Consider the following 19,806-nt stretch of genomic DNA (forward strand, 5'->3'; position numbering starts at 1 on the left):
GCCTTGACGTTGGCGGGCAGGCCGCGCAGGGCCTTGAGCTTGGCCTTGTAGGCGGTGAGTTCGGCGCGGGTGGGGAGCTTGCCGTGCACCAGCAGGTGGGCGATCTCTTCGAACTCGCAGGTCTCGGCGATGTCGATGATGTCGTAGCCACGGTAGTGCAGGTCGTTGCCGGTACGGCCGACCGTGCATAGCGCTGTATTGCCGGCGGTCACGCCCGACAGGGCGACGGATTTCTTCGGCTTAGGGGTGTTCTGCGGGACTGGCTGCTGCTCTGACATCGTGTCTCCTGTCTGGCCTCTCACCCGCGCCTGGCCCGGGCTGGACCCTGTGTCATAGGGTGGTCATTGCCTGGGCGCACCGCGCAAATGCCGCGCGATGCCACGCCCCAGGCAGCGTTCATGCAAAAAAGCGGTCCAGCACATTGCCCGGCAGGCCGGCGCCGGTGGCATGCGCACGCTGCAGCAGCGACCAGTAATAGCGGTAGCTGGCGCGGTCGTGCAACTGGCCCTGGTGGCGGATCGGCGCCCAGTTGTTCTCGTAGGCGGCCATCAGTATCTCGCTGGCCGCGCCGATCTCCGCGCCGCCAGGGCGGAAGGCCGCCACGATCGGCTGGATCTGGCTGGGGTGGATGCTCCACTTGCGCAGGTAGCCGAACTCGGCACGCGCCCGTATCGCATCGTCTCCAGCGCGCGCGGGCTGCTCGATATCGGTGCTGACATTGTGCGACGGCACTTTGCCATGACGATGGCAGGCTGCCGAGATCTCGAGCATGGCACGCCGGATCAGCGGGTGCTCGAACTGCTGCGGCGAGCGCATGGCTTCGCCCGGAATGGCACCGTGGTGCGCCGAGACGAAATCCATCAAGCCGAAGCTGAGGCATTCCACCTGCACCAGCCGGGCGATATCGAAAGCCTGCTCCAGCGCGGCGTGCGTCTCTATCAGCACATGAATGGGGATGTGGCGCGCAATGCCGGCCGCGCGCGCGGCCTGGTTGACGTGGTCGGTGACGCGGGCGACCTCCACCACGTCGGTTACCTTGGGCACGACCACATAGGCCAGGCGGGCGCCGGCACTGCCGACCAGGATGTCGATGTCCTGGCGCCAGCTGGCATGGGCAGGGTCGTGTACGCGAACGCCCACGCGGTTGAAGCGGTTCAGCGGGCCGTTGATGAGGCGAGCGCACAATTCGGCGTGATCGCGCTCCAGGCCCACGGCGGCGCCGTCTTCGCAGTCGAAAGTGATATCGAACACGGGCCCAAGCTCTTGCTGCAGGGCAAGCGATTTCAGCATCAGCTTTTCGCTGCCGGCATAGTGGTCGCAGACCGGCAGTTGCGTCGGAATGGCTTCGCCCTGGAACAAGACCTCGGAAGGATGCACTTTATTCAATCGGATAGCGGTTGGGGGAGGGAAGGGCGGGGCGCCAGAATGAAAAAACCGGAGCCCGCGCCGATTCGTGAATCGTTGCGGGGCTCCGGCTTAGTCATTGGCGGTGCCTGGATCAGCCGAGCAGATGCTGCACGCCGGCACGCTCTTCTTCCAGTTCCTTGAGCGTGATGTTGATCTTTTCCCGGCTGTAGGCGTCGACTTCAAGGCCCTTGACCATTTCATACTTGCCGTTGGCGGTGGTCACCGGGAAGCCGAACATGGTGTCCTCGGGGATGCCGTAGGAACCGTCGGACGGGATGCCCATGGTGACCCACTTGCCGTTCGAGCCCAGGACCCAGTCATGCACGTGGTCGATGGCGGCGTTGGCGGCCGAAGCTGCCGACGACAGGCCACGCGCCTCGATGATGGCGGCGCCGCGCTTGCCGACGGTCGGGAGGAACACGTCATTGTTCCAGGCGTGGTCGTTGATCAGGTCCTTGACGCTCTGGCCGTCGACGGTCGCGTAGCGGTAGTCGGCGTACATGGTCGGGCTGTGGTTGCCCCAGACGAACATCTTCTCGATCGACGCGACAGGCTTGCCGGTCTTGGCGGCGATTTGCGACAGGGCACGATTGTGATCCAGGCGCAGCATGGCGGTGAAGTTCTCCTTGGGCAGGCTCGGAGCCGACTTCATCGCGATATAGGCGTTGGTATTGGCCGGGTTGCCGACCACCAGCACCTTGATGTCGCGGGCGGCGACTTCGTCCAGTGCCTTGCCCTGCACCGTGAAGATCTGGGCGTTGGCTTCGAGCAGGTCCTTGCGCTCCATGCCCTTGCTGCGCGGACGGGCACCGACCAGCAGCGCGACGTTGGCATCCTTGAACGCGACCTTGGGATCGTCGGTGATCACCACGCCGGCCAGCAGCGGGAATGCGCAATCTTCCAGTTCCATCACCACGCCCTTGACGGCGGCCTGGGCTTGCGGGAGGTCGAGCAGTTGGAGGATGACCGGCTGGTCTTTGCCGAGCATGTCGCCATTGGCAATGCGGAACAGCAGGGAGTAGCCGATCTGGCCAGCGGCGCCGGTGACTGCGACGCGCATTGGGGCTTTAGCCATGAGTAATTCTCCAAACAAGAAGAGGGGGAAACTGGTCGGTGGCGAGCCGGACGGGGGTCCGGACGTCACCGGGTGCGGATTTGTCGCCACGGCGGCAGGCGGCAATCCACCGGCGCGCTGCTAACGATGCCGACTGGAGAGAGCCACAACGGGTCATGGGGTGCGACAAAGCGTAAGTCTACTGCGAAGAGGGGTGCCGTATCCAGAGTGGATGCCAGCGTGAAACCTGCGGGAGTGTAGGCCGGCTCAATTGTGTTGTCAATTCATATGTCTTATATAAGACATAAGACATTTGATGTCGGGCTGGACGCCCTTTGCCATTTTGTGGTGAAATTCGGTTATGTCATCCCTGCCCCCGTCCCTCGCCGGCACTGCCGTTGCTGCAGTGCAGGATAACGGCGCCGCTGCGCCCGGCGCCGGGACGCAGCCGTCCGCGGCCGCCGCGGCCTCGCCTACGTTCAGCCCGCTCTATCAGCAGATCAAGGCGCTCATCACGCAGAGCCTGCAGTCCGGCGAATGGAAGCCAGGCGAAATGATCCCCAGCGAGATGGACCTTGCCGCGCGCTACAAGGTCAGCCAGGGCACCGTGCGCAAGGCGATCGACGAACTCGCGGCCGAGAACCTGGTCGCGCGCCGGCAGGGCAAGGGCACCTTTGTCACGACGCACCACGAGGATGGCGTGAAGTTCCGCTTCCTGCGCCTGGTGCCGGACGAGGGCGAGCCGCATTATGGCGCAAGCCAGGTGCTGGAGTGCAAGCGCCTGCGCGCGCCGGCCGAAATCGCACGCCTGCTGGAGATCCGCACCGGCGATAGCGTGGTGCAGATCCGCCGCGTGCTGTTTTTCTCCGGCGAAGCCACGGTGCTGGACGAAATCTGGCTGCTGGGTACCAACTTCAAGGGCCTGACCGCCGAAAAGCTGACCGAATGGAAGGGGCCGATGTATGCGCTGTTCGAGGCCGAATTCGGCACGCGCATGATCCGGGCCACCGAGAAAATCCGCGCCGTGGCGGCAGATAGCGCCACCGCCACCCTGCTGTCCGTCGATGCGGGGACGCCGCTTTTGTCCGTCGAGCGGGTCTCGTTCACCTATGGCGACCGGCCCGTCGAGGTCCGGCGGGGGCTGTACGTCACTACCCGGCACTATTATCAGAACGATTTGAGCTGAGCTGCCGTGTGGAAATGCGGGTGGATTATTGCCGACGCCGCCACGGCGGACCCCGCCGTTGCGCAAAGCGGGGGAGATTACCGGGCGGCGTGGTTGCGTTCGATTGTCGGGCACGCCATGTTGGTGCGCGATAGCTGAAAATTATTGGTGCGCCGCGCAACAAAGGCGCTAAAATTATCGGGATTTGCTCCGGCTGCATCCATTTGCATCCAGAGCGCTCAGTAGTTTTGTTTTTTGTTTACCGCAAAATGGGGTCTCGCATGGCTGAAGCCAAACAAGCCAGGCCGGAGTTCCGGAACATCCATGTGACGCAGCTGGCGCGTTACAGGTTGCCCTGGGCCGGCAAGGTGTCCATCCTGCATCGCGCAAGCGGTGCTCTGATGTTCCTCCTCCTTCCTTTCGTCCTGTATCTCTTCGAGCAGAGCGTCACTTCCGAACTGAGTTTCGCAAAGTTCTCGGCGCTGCTGTCCGGTGGCTTCGTCAAGCTGGTTCTGCTGGCCCTGATCTGGGGTTACCTGCACCACTTCTGCGCTGGCATCCGTTTCCTGCTGCTCGACGTGCACGTCGGTGTGACCAAGGCCGCTTCGGCCAAGTCCGCTGTCTCCGTGCTGATCATCAGCCTGTTGCTCACCGCGGTGTTCGGCCTGAAGCTGTTCGGCCTGTTCTGAGGAGAGAGTCAACGTGGCAAATAATAATATCGGTCCCAAGCGTCTGGTCGTCGGTGCGCACTACGGTCTGAAAGACTGGCTCGCGCAGCGCGTCACCGCTGTCATCATGGTGGTCTTCACCGTCGTGCTGGCAGTCGCCTTCCTGCTCTCGAACGGCGCTTCCTACGAAGCGTGGGCAGGTCTCTTCGCCAACCAATGGATGAAGATCATCACGTTCCTCACCATCCTGTCGCTGCTGTTTCACGCCTGGATTGGCGTGCGCGACATCTGGATGGACTATGTGAAGCCGATGGCCGTGCGCCTCGTGCTGCAAGTTCTTACGATTCTGTGGCTCGTCGGTTGCGCGGGCTACGCAGCTCAGATTCTCTGGAGGGTGTAATAAATGGTCGCAGTCAAGACAGGATTGCCGCGTCGTCGCTTTGACGTGGTCATCGTCGGGGCGGGCGGCGCCGGGATGCGCGCATCCCTCCAGCTCGCAGAGGCCGGCCTGAACGTGGCCGTGCTTTCCAAGGTTTTCCCGACCCGCTCGCACACCGTGGCGGCGCAGGGCGGCATCGGCGCCTCGCTCGGCAACATGAGCGAGGACAACTGGCACTATCACTTCTACGACACCATCAAGGGTTCCGATTGGCTGGGCGACCAGGACGCGATCGAATTCATGTGCCGTGAAGCGCCCAAGGTGGTCTACGAGCTCGAACACTTCGGCATGCCGTTCGACCGCAACCCCGACGGCACCATCTACCAGCGTCCGTTTGGCGGCCACACGTCCAACTACGGCGAGAAGCCGGTCCAGCGCGCTTGCGCCGCGGCCGACCGTACCGGCCACGCACTGCTGCATACGCTGTACCAGCGTAATGTGCGCGCCAAGACGCACTTCTTCGTCGAATGGATGGCGCTGGACCTGATCCGCGACGCCGACGGCGACGTGCTGGGCGTGACCGCGCTGGAAATGGAAACCGGCGAAGTCTACATCCTCGAAGCCAAGACCACGCTGTTCGCCACCGGCGGCGCCGGCCGGATCTATGCCGCTTCGACCAACGCCTTCATCAACACCGGTGACGGCCTGGGCATGGCAGCGCGCGCAGGCGTGCCGCTGGAGGACATGGAGTTCTGGCAGTTCCACCCGACCGGCGTGGCCGGCGCGGGCGTGCTGATCACCGAAGGCGTGCGCGGCGAAGGCGGTATCCTGCGCAACAAGGACGGCGAGCGCTTCATGGAGCGCTATGCGCCGACGCTGAAGGACCTGGCGCCGCGCGACTTCGTCTCGCGCTCGATGGACCAGGAAATCAAGGAAGGCCGCGGCTGCGGCCCGAACGGCGACTACGTGCTGCTGGACCTGACGCACGTTGGCGCGGACACCATCATGAAGCGCCTGCCGTCGATCCGCGAGATCGGCGTCAAGTTCGCCAACGTGGACGCGATCAAGGAACCGATCCCGGTGGTGCCGACCATCCATTACCAGATGGGCGGTATCCCGACGAATATCAATGGCCAGGTGGTGGCGCCGAAGAACGGCAATCCCAACGAGGTCATCAACGGTTTCTACGCGATCGGCGAATGCTCCTGCGTGTCGGTGCACGGCGCCAACCGCCTGGGCACCAACTCGCTGCTGGACCTGGTGGTGTTCGGCCGCGCGGCCGGCAACCATATCGCGGCGACGGCGATCAAGCAGAAAGAGCACAAGCCGCTGCCGGCCGATGCCGCCGACCGCGCCATGTCGCGCCTGGCCAAGCTGCAATCGTCGACCTCGGGTGAATACACCCAGGACGTGGCCAACGACATCCGCAAGAACATGCAGTCGCATGCGGGCGTGTTCCGTACGCAGAAGCTGATGGATGAGGGCGTCGAGCGCATCCTGGAAGTGACCGAGCGTGCCAACAACATTCACCTGAAGGACAAGTCCAAGGTCTTCAACACCGCACTGGTGGAAGCCCTGGAAGTGGCCAACCTGGTGGAAGTGGCGAAGGCCACCATGATCTCGGCGGCTGCCCGCAAGGAATCCCGCGGTGCGCACGCGCACAGCGATTTCCCGAATCGCGACGACGAGAGCTGGCTCAAGCACACCCTGTTCTACAGCGAAGGCAACCGCCTCGAATACAAGCCGGTGAAGATGAACCCGCTGACGGTGGAAAGCGTTCCGCCCAAGGCCCGGACCTTCTAAGCACCGCCGTAGACGACCCACAGGACCCACAGAAATGAAGCGTATTTTCGAAGTCTACCGCTACGATCCGGACAAGGATGCTGCGCCCCGCATGCAGACTTACGAGGTCGAGCTTGACGGTCATGAGCGCATGTTGCTGGACGCGCTGGTCAAGCTGAAGAAGCTGGACGAAACCATCTCGTTCCGCCGTTCCTGCCGCGAAGGCGTGTGTGGTTCGGACGCGATGAACATCAACGGCAAGAACGGTCTGGCCTGCCTGACCAATATGCGCGAGCTGCCGGACCGCATCGTATTGCGTCCGCTGCCCGGCCTGCCGGTGGTGCGCGACCTGATCGTCGACATGACGCAGTTCTTCAAGCAGTACAACTCGATCAAGCCGTACCTCATCAACGACGAGCCGCCGCCCGAGAAAGAGCGCCTGCAGTCGCCCGAGGAACGCGACGAGCTGGATGGCCTGTATGAGTGCATCCTGTGCGCAAGCTGCTCGACGTCGTGCCCGTCGTTCTGGTGGAACCCGGACAAGTTCGTCGGCCCGGCCGGCCTGCTGCAAGCCTATCGCTTTATCGCGGACAGCCGCGACCAGGCGACCAGCGAGCGTCTGGACGACCTGAACGACCCGTACCGCCTGTTCCGTTGCCACAGCATCATGAACTGCGTCGACGTTTGCCCGAAGGGACTGAACCCGACCAAGGCCATCGGCAAGATCAAGGAGCTGATGGTTCGCCGCTCGGTCTGATCCGCGCGGTGGATGTAAGCGGCGCGTCAGTCCGGGCTATCAAACTGCATACCCGACCGGCGCGCCGGAAGTAGGTACCTATGACCGAAAGTGTTTCCCCCAGTTTCTCCCACCAGGCCGATCCGCACCGGCGTGCGCGACTGCGCTGGCGCGCGCGGCGCGGCCTCCTGGAGAACGACATCATCGTCGAACGTTTTTTCAACCGTTACGAAGAAAGCCTATCCGACCAGGACGTGGCCGCGCTCTCCGAGCTGTTCGAGCTGAGCGACAACGAGTTGATGGACCTGCTGCTTGCCCGCAAGGAGCTGGACGGTGAGCTCGACACGCCCCCGATGCAGCACGTGATTGCCCTGCTGCGTTCGGTCTGAGTTTCGTCAACATTATTAGTCAGCATTAGAAGGAACCGACATGACGCCGTCCGATGTGAAAGCCACGCTATCGTTTTCCGATGGTTCCCCCAGCGTTGAGCTGCCGATTTATACGGGTACCGTTGGCCCCGACGTAATCGATATTCGCAAGCTGTACGGACAAACCGGCAAGTTCACCTATGACCCCGGTTTCATGTCGACGGCTTCGTGCAATTCGAAGATCACCTATATCGACGGCGACAAGGGCGAACTGCTGTACCGCGGCTACCCGATCGAGCAGCTGGCGACCAAGTGCGACCACCTGGAAACCTGCTACCTGCTGCTCAAGGGCGAACTGCCCAACGCCAAGCAGAAGGAAGAATTCGTCGGTGCCGTGATGAACCACACCATGGTTCACGAGCAGATGCAGTTTTTCCTGCGCGGCTTCCGCCGCGATGCCCACCCGATGGCCGTCCTGACGGGCCTGGTGGGTGCCATGAGCGCGTTCTACCACGACGCCATGGACATCGATGATCCGCACCAGCGCGAAATCTCCGCGATCCGCCTGATCGCCAAGATGCCGACCCTGGTCGCCATGGCCTACAAGTACAACATCGGCCAGCCGTACATCTATCCGCAGAACGACCTGTCCTACTCGGGCAACTTCATGCAGATGATGTTCTCCACGCCGTGCGCTCCGTACAAGGTGAACCCGGTGCTCGAGCGCGCGCTGGACCGCATCTTCATCCTGCACGCGGACCACGAGCAGAACGCATCCACCTCCACGGTGCGCCTGGCCGGCTCCTCGGGTACCAACCCGTTCGCCGCCATCGCCGCCGGCGTGGCTTGCCTGTGGGGCCCGGCCCACGGTGGCGCCAACGAAGCCGCCCTCAAGATGCTTGAGGAAATCGGCAGCGTCGACAACATCACGGAGTTCATCAAGCAGGTCAAGGACAAGAACTCGGGCGTCCGCCTGATGGGCTTTGGCCACCGCGTGTACAAGAACTACGACCCGCGTGCCAAGCTGATGCGCGAAACCTGCTATGAAGTGCTGAACGAACTGGGCCTGCACAACGACCCGCTGTTCAAGCTCGCCATGGAACTGGAAAAGATCGCGCTGGAAGACGAGTACTTCGTCAGCCGCAAGCTGTACCCGAACGTCGACTTCTACTCGGGCATCGTGCAGCGCGCGCTGGGCATCCCGACGTCGCTGTTCACCTGCATCTTCGCCCTGGCACGCACGCCGGGCTGGATCTCGCAGTGGGAAGAAATGATCACCGATCCGGAGTACAAGATCGGCCGTCCGCGCCAGCTGTTCAACGGTGCGGCAAGCCGCAACGTGCCGGATATCGGCACGCGTTGAGCTTTTCGCCCAAGGGCAGGGGGCCATGCCGAAGTAGGGTGTGGATAACCTGGTCCCCGTGAGCAGCGCAGCAATACCAAACGCCCCGGCCATGCCGGGGCGTTTGTCATTCAGGCCAGGCAGCCCTTGTGCGTCGCAAAAGAACGATTGCCGAAAAGGTGGCGAAAACGTCAATTTTCGATGATTTGTGCCGAAAATCTGCTAATTGCGTCCTCATTTGTTGTGCAAATATGCCATCCGGCGCGGAGTTTGACCCTATAATGCGGGCTGCTTTGCCGACAGCAGCCGGGCCACCCTTCCGGACTGCGTTGAGGCGAGCGGGGCAGGCGAATCACCTGCGCAATAGAGAACGCATTAACGTTGTCTTTCCGAACCAAGGTCCTCTCCGCTGTATCCGGGAGGGCTGGCACATGCCGGGCCCCGCACACGCTTTATGTCTTGCAGGCCCGTCTTCCGCGTCTCGGGCGTCTTCCAGGTTGTAGCTCGCGGGTGTTGTTCGATTGCGCAGGTCATGCCGCCTCAGTCCATGACCAATACATATCGAGGAGCTCCTGATGACGCTGTCCCGTCTTACGTCCATCTCCCTGGCCACGGCCCTGTGCGCTTTCGGCGCCACCGCCAACGCGGAGACCATCAAGATTGCCATTGCCGGCCCCATGAGCGGCTCGGTTGCCCAGTACGGCGACATGGTCAAGGCTGGCGCGCTGACTGCCATCGAGCAGATCAATGCCGCCGGCGGCGCGGGCGGCAACAAGTTCGAAGTGGTGCTGATGGACGACGCCTGCGAACCCAAGCAAGCCGTGGCGGTTGCCAACAAGATCGTCAGCCAGAAGATCCACTACGTAATCGGGCACGTGTGCTCGGGCTCGACCATCCCCGCCTCCGACATCTACGAGAACGAAGGCGTCGTGATGGTCACCCCGTCGGCCACCGCGCCGCAGCTGACCGAAAACAAGAAGCGCAAGTTCATCTTCCGCACCATCGGCCGTGACGACCAGCAAGGCCCGGCCGCTGCCCAGTACATCATCACCAAGGTCAAGCCCAAGAAGGTTGCGATCCTGCACGACAAGCAGTCGTACGGTCAGGGCATCGCGTCCTCGGTGAAGAAGGACCTGGAAGCCGCCAAGATCCCGGTCGCCGTGTTCGAAGGCGTGAATGCCGGCGATTCGGACTACTCCGCCGTGATCACCAAGCTCAAGTCGCAAGGCGTGGACTTCGTCTACTTCGGCGGCTACCACCCGGAAATGGGCCTGCTGATGCGCCAGGCGCGCGAGCAGGGCGTCAAGGCGACCTTCATGGGGCCTGAAGGCGTGGGCAACAAGGACGTGACCGCCATTGCCGGCGCGTCGTCCGAAGGCATGCTGGTGACGTTGCCGGCCGACTTCTCCGCCGATCCGTCCAATGCCGCGCTGGTCAAGGCTTTCGCCGACAAAAAGCGCGATGCCAACGGCCCGTTCCAGATGCCGGCCTATGCCGCGGTCCAGATCATCGGCGACGCCATCGCCGGCGCCAAGAGCACCGACCCGACCAAGGTCGCGGCCTACATGCACAAGAACGCCTTCCAGACCCCGATCGGCAAGGTCGAGTACGACGCGCAGGGCGACCTGAAGTCGTTCAGGTTCGTTGTGTTCACCTGGCACAAGGACGCTACCAAGACCGCTGCCAACTAAGCCGCACATCGGCTTGATACGCCCCGCTCATGGTTTGAGCGGGGCGTTTTGGTATCGGGGTCCGGTTGCCCGGCCGGTGCGGCTTATCCGCCGCAGCCGGTGCCTGGGCAACTCCGGCATCACGGAGCTTGCCAGGCGCTTGCGCATCTCCTGCAGCGCCGGCTTCTCCTGCTTCAAAGTTATGGGGCTTCCCGCATGAACGAGTTCCTTCCGCAGTTCACCCAGCAACTGGTCAATGGCCTGACGCTGGGTGCGATCTATGCGCTGATTGCCATTGGCTACACCATGGTCTACGGCATCATCGGCATGATCAATTTTGCCCACGGCGAGATCTATATGATCGGCGCCTACGTGGGCCTGGTGACGCTCACTGCGATCGGTGCGAGCGCGGGTTATCCGCTGCCGCTGGTGCTGGGCGCCGCCTTGCTGGTTTCGGTGCTGGTCACCGGCCTGTACGGCTTCGCGGTGGAGCGGGTGGCCTACCGGCCCCTGCGCGGCGGGCCGCGGCTGGTGCCGCTGATCTCCGCCATCGGCATGTCGATCTTCCTGCAGAACTATGTGCAGATCGGGCAGGGCGCGCGCGACGTGTCCGTGCCGGTGCTGCTCTCCGGCGCCATCGAGTTCCAGATGGGCAGCGACTTCACCGTGACCATGCCGTATTCGCGGCTGCTGATCGTGGGCGTGACGCTGGTGCTGATGATCGCGCTGACGCTGTTTATCGGCCATTCGCGCATGGGCCGCGCCTGCCGCGCCTGCGCCGAAGACATGCGCATGGCCAACCTGCTCGGCATCGACACCAACCGCGTGATCTCCTTCACCTTCGTGCTGGGCGCGATGCTGGCGGCGGTGGGCGGTGTGCTGATCGGCCTGACCATCGGCAAGCTCAATCCCTATATCGGCTTCGTCGCAGGCATCAAGGCTTTTACCGCGGCGGTGCTTGGCGGCATCGGCAGCATCCCCGGCGCCATGCTGGGCGGTGTGCTGCTGGGCTTGGCGGAAACCTTTGCCTCCGGCTACATGCCGGCCGAGTACAAGGACGTGGTGGCCTTCGGCCTGCTGGTGCTGATCCTGCTGTTCCGCCCGACCGGCCTGCTGGGCAAGCCCGACGTTGAAAAGGTATGACGCCATGACACAAGCTATTTCTACGCCGATCAACGTGGCGCAAAGCGCCCCGGCAGGGCAGACCCTGAAGAACGCCATCGTCGCGGCCGTGATGACGGCCATCCTGACTATTCCCGTGCTGGGGCTGCAGCTCAAGCTGGACGGCTACAAGGTTGTGTTCGAGCCGCACTGGAAGCCGGTCTGGCTGGCGGTGGGCGCGGTCTTCCTGTTCCAGCTGTTCAAGCCGCTGTTCCTGCGCGCCACCGCCGGCGTCAAGGTGCCGAGCCTGCCCGCGCTGGGCACCGGCCAGCAACGCAAGGTGATCTGGCTGCTGCTGGCGGTCGGCTTGGTGTTCCCGTTCTTCGGCTCGCGCGGCGCGGTGGACGTGGCCACGCTGGCACTGATCTACGTGATCCTCGGGCTGGGCCTGAACATCGTGGTGGGCTACGCCGGGCTGCTTGACCTGGGCTACGTCGGCTTTTACGCGGTGGGCGGCTACACCTACGCACTGCTCAACCAGTACTTCGGCCTGACCTTCTGGGAATGCCTGCCGATCGCAGCCTGCATGTCGGCCACCTTCGGTTTCCTGCTGGGCTTCCCGGTGCTGCGGCTGCGTGGCGATTACCTGGCCATCGTCACGCTGGGCTTCGGCGAAATCATCCGCCTGCTGCTCAACAACCTGACCAGCCTGACCGGTGGCCCGGACGGCGTGTCGGGCATCCCGAAGCCGACCGTGTTCGGCATCGAGATGGCACGCAGCGCGAGCGTGGAGGGCGCCAAGACTTTCCACGAGCTGCTGGGCTGGGACTACAGCGGCGAGCACATGGTGATCTTCCTGTACCTGCTGGCGCTGCTGCTGGTGGGCTTCACGCTGTTCGTCACCAGCCGGCTGATCCGCATGCCGATGGGGCGCGCGTGGGAAGCCCTGCGCGAGGATGAGATCGCCTGCCGTTCGCTCGGCCTGAACCCGACCCGCATCAAGCTGTCGGCATTTACGCTGGGCGCGGCCTTCGCCGGCCTGGGCGGCGCGTTCTTCGCCGCGCGCCAGGGCCTGGTTAATCCCGAATCGTTCACCTTCATCGAGTCCGCGCTGATCCTGGCGGTGGTGGTGCTGGGCGGCATGGGCTCGCAACTGGGCGTGATCCTGGCGGCCATCCTGCTGACCGCGCTGCCGGAAATGGCACGCGGCTTTGCCGAGTACCGCATGCTGATCTTTGGCCTGGTGATGGTGCTGATGATGATGTGGCGTCCGCAGGGCCTGCTGCCCGCGAGCCGCCCCCACGTGGAGTTGCCGCAATGAGTCAAGTTCAACAAGCGGAACTGCTGAAAGTCTCCGGCCTGCAGATGCGCTTCGGCGGCCTGCTGGCGGTCGACGGCATCGATTTCGATGTGCGCCGTGACGAAGTCTTCGCCATCATCGGCCCCAACGGCGCGGGCAAGACCACGGTGTTCAACTGCGTGGGCGGCTTCTACAAGCCGACCGCCGGCGAGGTCTCGCTGGACGGCCATTCGATTGCCCGCCTGCCGAGCCACCAGGTGGCGCGCCGCGGGCTGGTGCGCACGTTCCAGAATATCCGTCTGTTCAAGCAACTGACGGTGGTGGAGAACCTGCTGGTGGCACAGCACCTGCAGGTGCGCTCCGGCCTGCTGCACGGGCTGTTCGCCACGCCGGCCTATCGCCGCGCCGAACGCGAGGCGCTGGAGCGCGCTTCGGTGTGGCTCGAGCGCATGGGTCTGCGTGGCGTGGCCAACCGCGAGGCGGGCACGCTGTCGTACGGCCACCAGCGCCGGCTGGAGATCGCGCGTTGCATGATCACCAATCCGCGCCTGTTGATGCTCGATGAGCCCGCGGCCGGGCTCAACCCGCAGGAAAAGGTCGAGTTGTCGCAACTGATCGACCAGTTGCGGCGCGAGTTCAAGATCTCGGTGCTGCTGATCGAACACGACATGAGCCTGGTGATGGGCGTGTCCGACCGCATCCTGGTGATGGAGCACGGCCGGCCGATCGTGATCGGCAAACCGGCCGAAGTGCGTAACGATCCGCGCGTGATCAAGGCTTACCTGGGAGAGGACTGATGCTGAAGCTGGAAAAGGTCCATACCCATTACGGCGCCATTGAAGCGCTGTCTGGCGTATCGATCGAAGTGAACAAGGGCGAGATCGTCACGCTGATCGGCAGCAACGGCGCTGGCAAGACCACGCTGATGATGACCGTGTGCGGCTCGCCGCGCGCGTCGAGCGGACGCGTGATGTTCGAAGGACAGGACATCACGCGGCGTCCTACCCACGAGATCATGCGTCTCGGCATGGCGATCTCGCCGGAAGGGCGGCGCGTGTTTCCCAGCCTGACGGTGCTGGAAAACCTGAAGATGGGCGCCTTCTTCGGCAAGCGCGACGAGATCGAGGCGGGCGTCGAGCACGTCTACAAGCTCTTCCCGCGCCTGAAGCAGCGCTCGGCCCAGCGCGCCGGGACCATGTCCGGCGGCGAGCAGCAGATGCTGGCCATCGGCCGCGCGCTGATGAGCCGGCCCCGGCTGCTATTGCTGGATGAGCCTACCCTCGGCCTGGCGCCGCTGGTGATCGCGCAGATCTTCGACATCATCCGGACCATTCGTGACGAAGGCGTCACTGTGTTCCTGGTGGAGCAGAACGCGAACAAGGCGCTGGGCGTGGCGGATCGTGGCTATGTGCTGGAGACGGGGCGCGTGGTGCTGGCGGACACTGGCGCCAACCTGTTGGCCAACGATCGTATCAAGAGCGCGTATCTGGGCGGTTGAGCCCATCTTTTTCCCCGCTCGTCCGCCTGGCGGCCGAGCGGGAGAACGCCCACGCCATTCCCCCCTTTTCGCCATCGGCGAAATCCCCCTTTCGCCAATCACATTACATTCCCGCCGCCGCGCGGCCCGGCCAGGGCCCGGTCGCGCGCTATCGCTGTGGCATAATCGATTGCGAAGTCAAGCATCGCAGCAAGCCGCAGTTCATTGCCCGCATTCCTGCGAAAAATCCCCGCAAACTACCGCGCGACGCCGCCAACCGTGCAGTTCCGAACGGTCCCGGCCCGCCCCCCTGCATCATGGCCAAGACGCTTTACGACAAACTTTGGGATGACCACACCGTGCACGTCGAGGATGACGGCACCACGATGCTGTACATCGACCGGCATCTGTTGCACGAAGTCACCAGCCCGCAGGCGTTTGAAGGCCTGAAGCTGGCGCAGCGCCCGGTATGGCGCATCAGCGCCAACCTGGCGGTGTCGGACCACAACGTGCCGACCACCGATCGCAGCCAGGGTATTTCGGATCCGGTGTCGAAGCTGCAGGTGGACACGCTGGACAACAACTGCGACGCGTATGGCATCACCCAGTTCAAGATGAACGACCTGCGCCAGGGCATCGTGCACGTGATCGGGCCGGAGCAGGGCGCCACGCTGCCGGGCATGACGGTGGTGTGCGGCGATTCGCATACCAGCACGCACGGCGCGTTCGGCGCGCTGGCGCACGGCATCGGCACCTCCGAGGTGGAGCACGTGCTGGCCACACAGACGCTGCTGGGCAAGAAGGCCAAGAACATGCTGGTGCGCGTGGAAGGCAAGCTGCCGCGCGGCTGTACCGCCAAGGACATCGTGCTGGCCGTGATCGGCAAGATCGGCACCGCCGGTGGCACCGGGTACACCATTGAGTTTGCCGGTTCGGCCATCCGCGACCTGACCATGGAAGGGCGCATGACGGTGTGCAACATGGCCATCGAGGCGGGTGCGCGCGCTGGCCTGGTTGCCGTCGACGATGTCACGCTCGAATACGTCAAGGGCCGCCCGTTCTCGCCGCAGGGCGTGGAGTGGGAGCAGGCCGTGAACTACTGGCGCACGCTGCATTCGGACGCCGGCGCGCATTTCGACCAGGTGGTCGAGTTGCGCGCGGAAGAGGTCCGCCCGCAAGTGACCTGGGGCACCTCGCCCGAGATGGTGATCAGCATCGAGGACCGCGTGCCGGATCCCGAGAAGGAAAAAGACCCAAACAAGCGCAACGCCATGGAGCGCGCGCTGGAGTACATGGGCCTGCAGCCTAACGTGCCGGTGGACAGCATCAAGATCGACAAGGTCTTCATCGGTTCCTGCACCAACTCCCGCATCGAAGACATGCGCGCCGCCGCCTGGGTCGTGCAGAAGCTGGGCCGCCGCGTGGCGAACAACGTGAAGCTGGCGATGGTGGTGCCGGGTTCTGGCCTGGTCAAGGAGCAGGCCGAGCGCGAAGGGCTGGACAAGGTCTTCAAGGCCGCCGGCTTCGAGTGGCGCGAGCCGGGCTGCTCGATGTGCCTGGCCATGAATGCCGACCGCCTGGAAGCGGGCGAGCGCTGCGCATCGACCTCGAACCGCAATTTCGAAGGGCGGCAGGGCGCGGGTGGCCGGACTCACCTGGTGAGCCCGGCGATGGCTGCCGCTGCTGCCATCGAAGGCCACTTTGTCGATATCCGCCAGCTCGGCTAAATCGCGCAGGCTCATCATGAAACAAGCCCTGATCGTGTTGCTCGCATGCGTGTGCATGCTGCAACTGGCCGGCTGCCATACGATGGCCGGCCTTGGCAAGGACACACAGGCCGCAGGCCGCTCGCTCGAAAACGCGGCAAAGAAGTAAGGAACCGACCATGGACAAGTTCACTGTACACAGCGGGCTCACGGTGCCCCTGGACCGCGAGAACGTCGACACCGACGCCATCATCCCCAAGCAATTCCTCAAGTCGATCAAGCGTACCGGCTTCGGCCCCAACCTGTTCGACGAGTGGCGCTACAAGGACGTGGGCCAGCCCGGCCAGGACAACAGCAAGCGGCCGCTGAACCCGGACTTCGTGCTCAACCAGCCGCGCTACCAGGGTGGCTCGATCCTGCTGGCACGCCGTAATTTCGGTTGCGGCAGCTCGCGCGAGCACGCGCCGTGGGCGCTGACGCAATACGGCTTCCGCGCCGTGATTGCGCCGAGCTTTGCCGACATCTTCTTTAACAACTGCTACAAGAACGGCCTGCTGCCGGTCGTTCTGACCGAGTTGCAAGTCGACCATATCTTCAACGAGACCAACGCGTTCAACGGCTACAAGCTGACGATCGATCTCGACAAGCAACTGGTGATCACGCCGGGCGGCGACAGCTACGCGTTCGATATCGCACCGTTCCGCAAGTACTGCATGCTCAATGGTTTCGACGATATCGGCCTGAGCCTGCGCCATGCCGACAAGATCAAGGCATACGAGGCGGAACGCGTGGCGAAGATGCCGTGGCTGAACAATCGCGTGGTTGGTTGAGACTGGCTGGAACGCCGAGACATAAAAGGAAGACAGAGCATGAAAATCGCAGTCCTGCCGGGTGACGGCATCGGTCCCGAAATCATCGCGGAGGCCGTCAAGGTCCTGAACGCGCTCGACGAGAAGTTCGAGCTGGAAACCGCGCCGGTGGGCGGCGCGGGCTACGAGGCCAGCGGCCATCCGCTGCCCGATGCCACGCTCAAGCTGGCCAAGGACGCCGACGCTATCCTGTTCGGTGCCGTGGGCGACTGGAAGTACGACAAGCTGGATCGCCCGCTGCGTCCCGAGCAGGCCATCCTGGGTCTGCGCAAGCACCTGCAACTGTTCGCCAACTTCCGTCCGGCGATCTGCTATCCGGAGCTGACCGGCGCCTCCAGCCTGAAGCCCGAACTGGTAGCCGGCCTGGATATCCTGATCGTGCGCGAACTGAACGGCGACATCTATTTCGGCCAGCCGCGCGGCATGCGCGAAGCGCCGGACGGTCCCTTCAAGGGCGCGCGCGAAGGCTTTGACACGATGCGCTACAGCGAGCCGGAAATCCGCCGCATCGCGCATGTCGCCTTCCAGGCCGCCGCCAAGCGCGGCAAGAAGCTGTGCAGCGTCGACAAGGCCAATGTGCTCGAGACTTTCCAGTTCTGGAAGGACGTCGTGATCGACGTGCACAAGGAATATCCGGAAGTCGAGCTGTCGCACATGTACGTGGACAACGCGGCCATGCAACTGGTCAAGGCACCCAAGAGCTTCGACGTCATCGTCACCGGCAATATGTTCGGCGACATCCTGTCGGACGAGGCCGCCATGCTGACGGGTTCGATCGGGATGCTGCCATCGGCTTCGCTGGACGCCAATAACAAGGGCCTGTACGAGCCTTCGCACGGTTCCGCGCCCGACATCGCCGGCAAGGGCGTGGCCAATCCGCTGGCCACCATCCTGTCGGCGGCGATGATGCTGCGCTTCTCGCTGAACCGCGCCGAACAGGCCGACCGCATCGAGAACGCCGTCAAGAAGGTACTGGCCCAGGGCTATCGCACCGGCGACATCCTGACGCCGGGCTGCAAGCAGGTCGGTACGCGCGAGATGGGCGAGGCCGTCCTGGCCGCGCTGTAAGCCGTATCAAGTTGAAAAGGCGCCGCATGCGGCGCCTTTTCTTTTATTTGTCCCCGATTTCCCCCGTGTGGCAGCGCCGCAAAATCGTGTAGACTTTGCGGATGGTCCGAATCTTCCAGTCCCCCTCGACTGCCATCGCCGCCCCGGTTGCTACCCGCAGCCCGGTTGGCCTGGGTTCGCACGGCCACCCGCTTACCGCAACGACGATTAAAACCATTATTACCAAAACGATCGGCTAGATCGTTCGTCGTGCCTGCTCGTCTTCCCCGCGCAGTCACGTCGGGCGAAGAAAGCGCGGGGAAGTTCAAATCACATCCGAGGTTAGTCATGATTGTAGGTCTCGTCGGCTGGCGAGGAATGGTCGGCAGCGTCCTGATGCAACGCATGCAGGAAGAGCGCGATTTCGACCATATCGAGCCCGTATTCTTCAGCACGTCCAACGCTGGCGGCCAGGCCCCGGCCATGGCCAAGAATGAAACCAAGCTCCAGGACGCGAACGACATCGAAGCGCTGAAGAAGTGCGACGTGGTCCTCACGGCCCAGGGCGGCGATTACACCAACGAGATTTTCCCGAAGCTGCGTGCGGCCGGGTGGAAGGGCTACTGGATCGATGCGGCGTCCTCGCTGCGCATGAAGGACGATGCCATCATCGTGCTCGATCCGGTCAACCTCGGTGTCATCAAGGACGCGCTGACCAAGGGCGTCAAGAATTTCATCGGCGGCAACTGCACGGTCAGCTGCATGATGATGGGCCTGGGCGGCCTGTTCCAGCACGATCTGATCGACTGGATGACCTCCATGACCTACCAGGCCGCTTCGGGCGGCGGTGCGCAGCACATGCGCGAGCTGCTGACGCAGTTCGGCACGCTCAATGCGTCGGTCAAGTCGCTGCTGGATAACCCGGCATCGGCCATCCTGGAAATTGACCGTACCATCCTGGCAACCCAGCACGGCCTGTCGGCCGACGAAACCAAGCAGTTCGGCGTGCCTCTCGCCGGCAACCTGATTCCCTGGATCGACAAGGATCTGGGCAACGGCGTGTCGAAGGAAGAGTGGAAGGCCGGCGCCGAGACCAACAAGATCCTGGGCCGCGGCGAAGGCTTCCTGGGCGCGACCGGCGCTTCGCCGATCGCCGTGGACGGCCTGTGCGTGCGCATTGGCGCGATGCGCTGCCATTCGCAGGCGCTGACCATCAAGCTGCGCCGCGATGTGCCGCTCGATGAGATCGAAGGCATGCTGGCCGAAAACAACCAGTGGGCCAAGGTTGTGCCAAATACCCGTGAGGCCAGCATGACCGACCTCACGCCGGCAGCCGTGACCGGTACCCTGACCATTCCGGTGGGGCGTTTGCGTAAGATGCAGATGGGTGGTGAATACCTGTCGGCCTTCACCGTCGGCGACCAGTTGCTGTGGGGCGCCGCCGAACCGCTGCGCCGTATGCTGCGCATCCTGATCGAAGCCTGAGTCCGGGAGTGGCCCTTCAGGCAGCCTCAAGGCATGTCTTATGGTCCTGGGCCGGGTGTTCGGGGGTTTCGTTGCAGCAAGGCAACAGAAACCCCCGGCTTTGATGACAACGCCGCGCCTGTGCGCGGCGTTGTCATTCCCGGCTGACTATTTTTCCCGGCGGTGCGTCACAATACAGCCGGCATATGCCGGGCTGCGGGGCGGTCGTCCGCACGTCCGTACGAGTTGGCGCGGGGCTCAGTCGGGACGC

20 protein-coding genes are annotated in these 19,806 nt (G+C 63.5%); 17 read left to right on the plus strand and 3 right to left on the minus strand.

Going from position 1 to position 19,806, the window contains the following annotated elements:
* From AC1DS6_RS07165 to AC1DS6_RS07175, 3 genes are all read right to left on the minus strand, one after another.
* Positions 1–278 (minus strand): citrate/2-methylcitrate synthase (locus tag AC1DS6_RS07165; protein WP_441635729.1); only part of this gene is annotated, 278 nt, incomplete at its 3' end.
* 118 nt (positions 279–396) lie between these two features.
* Positions 397–1,377, minus strand: a complete 981-nt coding sequence (locus tag AC1DS6_RS07170; protein WP_441635727.1) for an HpcH/HpaI aldolase/citrate lyase family protein — start codon at positions 1,375–1,377, stop codon at positions 397–399.
* 121 nt (positions 1,378–1,498) lie between these two features.
* The gene (locus AC1DS6_RS07175; protein WP_276290632.1) at positions 1,499–2,482 is read right to left on the minus strand and encodes a malate dehydrogenase; all 984 of its coding nucleotides are present in this window, start codon (positions 2,480–2,482) and stop codon (positions 1,499–1,501) included.
* Between the two features lie 340 nt (positions 2,483–2,822).
* On the opposite strand from AC1DS6_RS07175, the gene AC1DS6_RS07180 reads away from it, so the two are divergent.
* From AC1DS6_RS07180 to asd, 17 genes are all read left to right on the plus strand, one after another.
* Positions 2,823–3,647, plus strand: a complete 825-nt coding sequence (locus AC1DS6_RS07180) for a GntR family transcriptional regulator (protein ID WP_477102346.1) — start codon at positions 2,823–2,825, stop codon at positions 3,645–3,647.
* 260 nt (positions 3,648–3,907) lie between these two features.
* Complete coding sequence (gene sdhC / locus AC1DS6_RS07185; RefSeq protein ID WP_045242017.1) at positions 3,908–4,315, plus strand: succinate dehydrogenase, cytochrome b556 subunit; 408 nt, start codon at positions 3,908–3,910, stop codon at positions 4,313–4,315.
* Between the two features lie 13 nt (positions 4,316–4,328).
* The gene (gene sdhD, locus AC1DS6_RS07190) at positions 4,329–4,694 is read left to right on the plus strand and encodes a succinate dehydrogenase, hydrophobic membrane anchor protein (RefSeq protein WP_006161623.1); all 366 of its coding nucleotides are present in this window, start codon (positions 4,329–4,331) and stop codon (positions 4,692–4,694) included.
* A 3-nt stretch (positions 4,695–4,697) separates the two neighbouring features.
* Entirely contained in the window at positions 4,698–6,476 is a 1,779-nt protein-coding gene (gene sdhA, locus AC1DS6_RS07195) for a succinate dehydrogenase flavoprotein subunit (RefSeq protein ID WP_045242018.1), read from the plus strand.
* A gap of 34 nt (positions 6,477–6,510) precedes the next feature.
* Complete coding sequence (locus AC1DS6_RS07200) at positions 6,511–7,212, plus strand: succinate dehydrogenase iron-sulfur subunit (protein ID WP_045242019.1); 702 nt, start codon at positions 6,511–6,513, stop codon at positions 7,210–7,212.
* Between the two features lie 80 nt (positions 7,213–7,292).
* Positions 7,293–7,580: an FAD assembly factor SdhE gene (locus AC1DS6_RS07205; RefSeq protein ID WP_045242020.1), complete on the plus strand. Its 288-nt coding sequence runs from the start codon at positions 7,293–7,295 to the stop codon at positions 7,578–7,580.
* A gap of 40 nt (positions 7,581–7,620) precedes the next feature.
* Complete coding sequence (gene gltA / locus AC1DS6_RS07210) at positions 7,621–8,922, plus strand: citrate synthase (RefSeq protein ID WP_441635721.1); 1,302 nt, start codon at positions 7,621–7,623, stop codon at positions 8,920–8,922.
* 554 nt (positions 8,923–9,476) lie between these two features.
* Positions 9,477–10,592 carry a branched-chain amino acid ABC transporter substrate-binding protein gene (locus AC1DS6_RS07215; protein WP_441635719.1) on the plus strand — a complete coding sequence of 372 codons (1,116 nt, stop codon included), beginning with the start codon at positions 9,477–9,479 and terminating at the stop codon, positions 10,590–10,592.
* Between the two features lie 195 nt (positions 10,593–10,787).
* Positions 10,788–11,714 carry a high-affinity branched-chain amino acid ABC transporter permease LivH gene (gene livH / locus AC1DS6_RS07220; protein ID WP_441635717.1) on the plus strand — a complete coding sequence of 309 codons (927 nt, stop codon included), beginning with the start codon at positions 10,788–10,790 and terminating at the stop codon, positions 11,712–11,714.
* 4 nt (positions 11,715–11,718) lie between these two features.
* Positions 11,719–12,993, plus strand: coding sequence for a high-affinity branched-chain amino acid ABC transporter permease LivM (locus AC1DS6_RS07225; RefSeq protein ID WP_441635715.1), 1,275 nt, complete (start codon positions 11,719–11,721; stop codon positions 12,991–12,993).
* A complete protein-coding gene (gene livG / locus AC1DS6_RS07230; protein WP_035866056.1) occupies positions 12,990–13,769 on the plus strand; it encodes a high-affinity branched-chain amino acid ABC transporter ATP-binding protein LivG in 780 nt (259 codons plus the stop codon). Before AC1DS6_RS07225 ends, livG begins: the two co-directional genes overlap by 4 nt.
* The gene (locus AC1DS6_RS07235; protein WP_035866058.1) at positions 13,769–14,470 is read left to right on the plus strand and encodes an ABC transporter ATP-binding protein; all 702 of its coding nucleotides are present in this window, start codon (positions 13,769–13,771) and stop codon (positions 14,468–14,470) included. The genes livG and AC1DS6_RS07235 overlap by 1 nt, the downstream gene beginning before the upstream one ends.
* 296 nt (positions 14,471–14,766) lie before the next feature.
* Positions 14,767–16,176, plus strand: a complete 1,410-nt coding sequence (leuC, locus tag AC1DS6_RS07240; protein WP_441635713.1) for a 3-isopropylmalate dehydratase large subunit — start codon at positions 14,767–14,769, stop codon at positions 16,174–16,176.
* Between the two features lie 16 nt (positions 16,177–16,192).
* Positions 16,193–16,324, plus strand: coding sequence for an entericidin A/B family lipoprotein (locus AC1DS6_RS07245; RefSeq protein WP_441635711.1), 132 nt, complete (start codon positions 16,193–16,195; stop codon positions 16,322–16,324).
* Positions 16,325–16,334: 10 nt separating this feature from the next.
* Positions 16,335–16,985, plus strand: coding sequence for a 3-isopropylmalate dehydratase small subunit (gene leuD, locus AC1DS6_RS07250; RefSeq protein WP_035866068.1), 651 nt, complete (start codon positions 16,335–16,337; stop codon positions 16,983–16,985).
* Between the two features lie 39 nt (positions 16,986–17,024).
* Positions 17,025–18,092, plus strand: coding sequence for a 3-isopropylmalate dehydrogenase (gene leuB, locus AC1DS6_RS07255; protein WP_441635708.1), 1,068 nt, complete (start codon positions 17,025–17,027; stop codon positions 18,090–18,092).
* Between the two features lie 327 nt (positions 18,093–18,419).
* Positions 18,420–19,556: an aspartate-semialdehyde dehydrogenase gene (asd, locus tag AC1DS6_RS07260; RefSeq protein WP_035866073.1), complete on the plus strand. Its 1,137-nt coding sequence runs from the start codon at positions 18,420–18,422 to the stop codon at positions 19,554–19,556.
* Positions 19,557–19,806: the final 250 nt, after the last annotated feature.

It is taken from the genome of Cupriavidus sp. 05L310 (assembly GCF_056398185.1).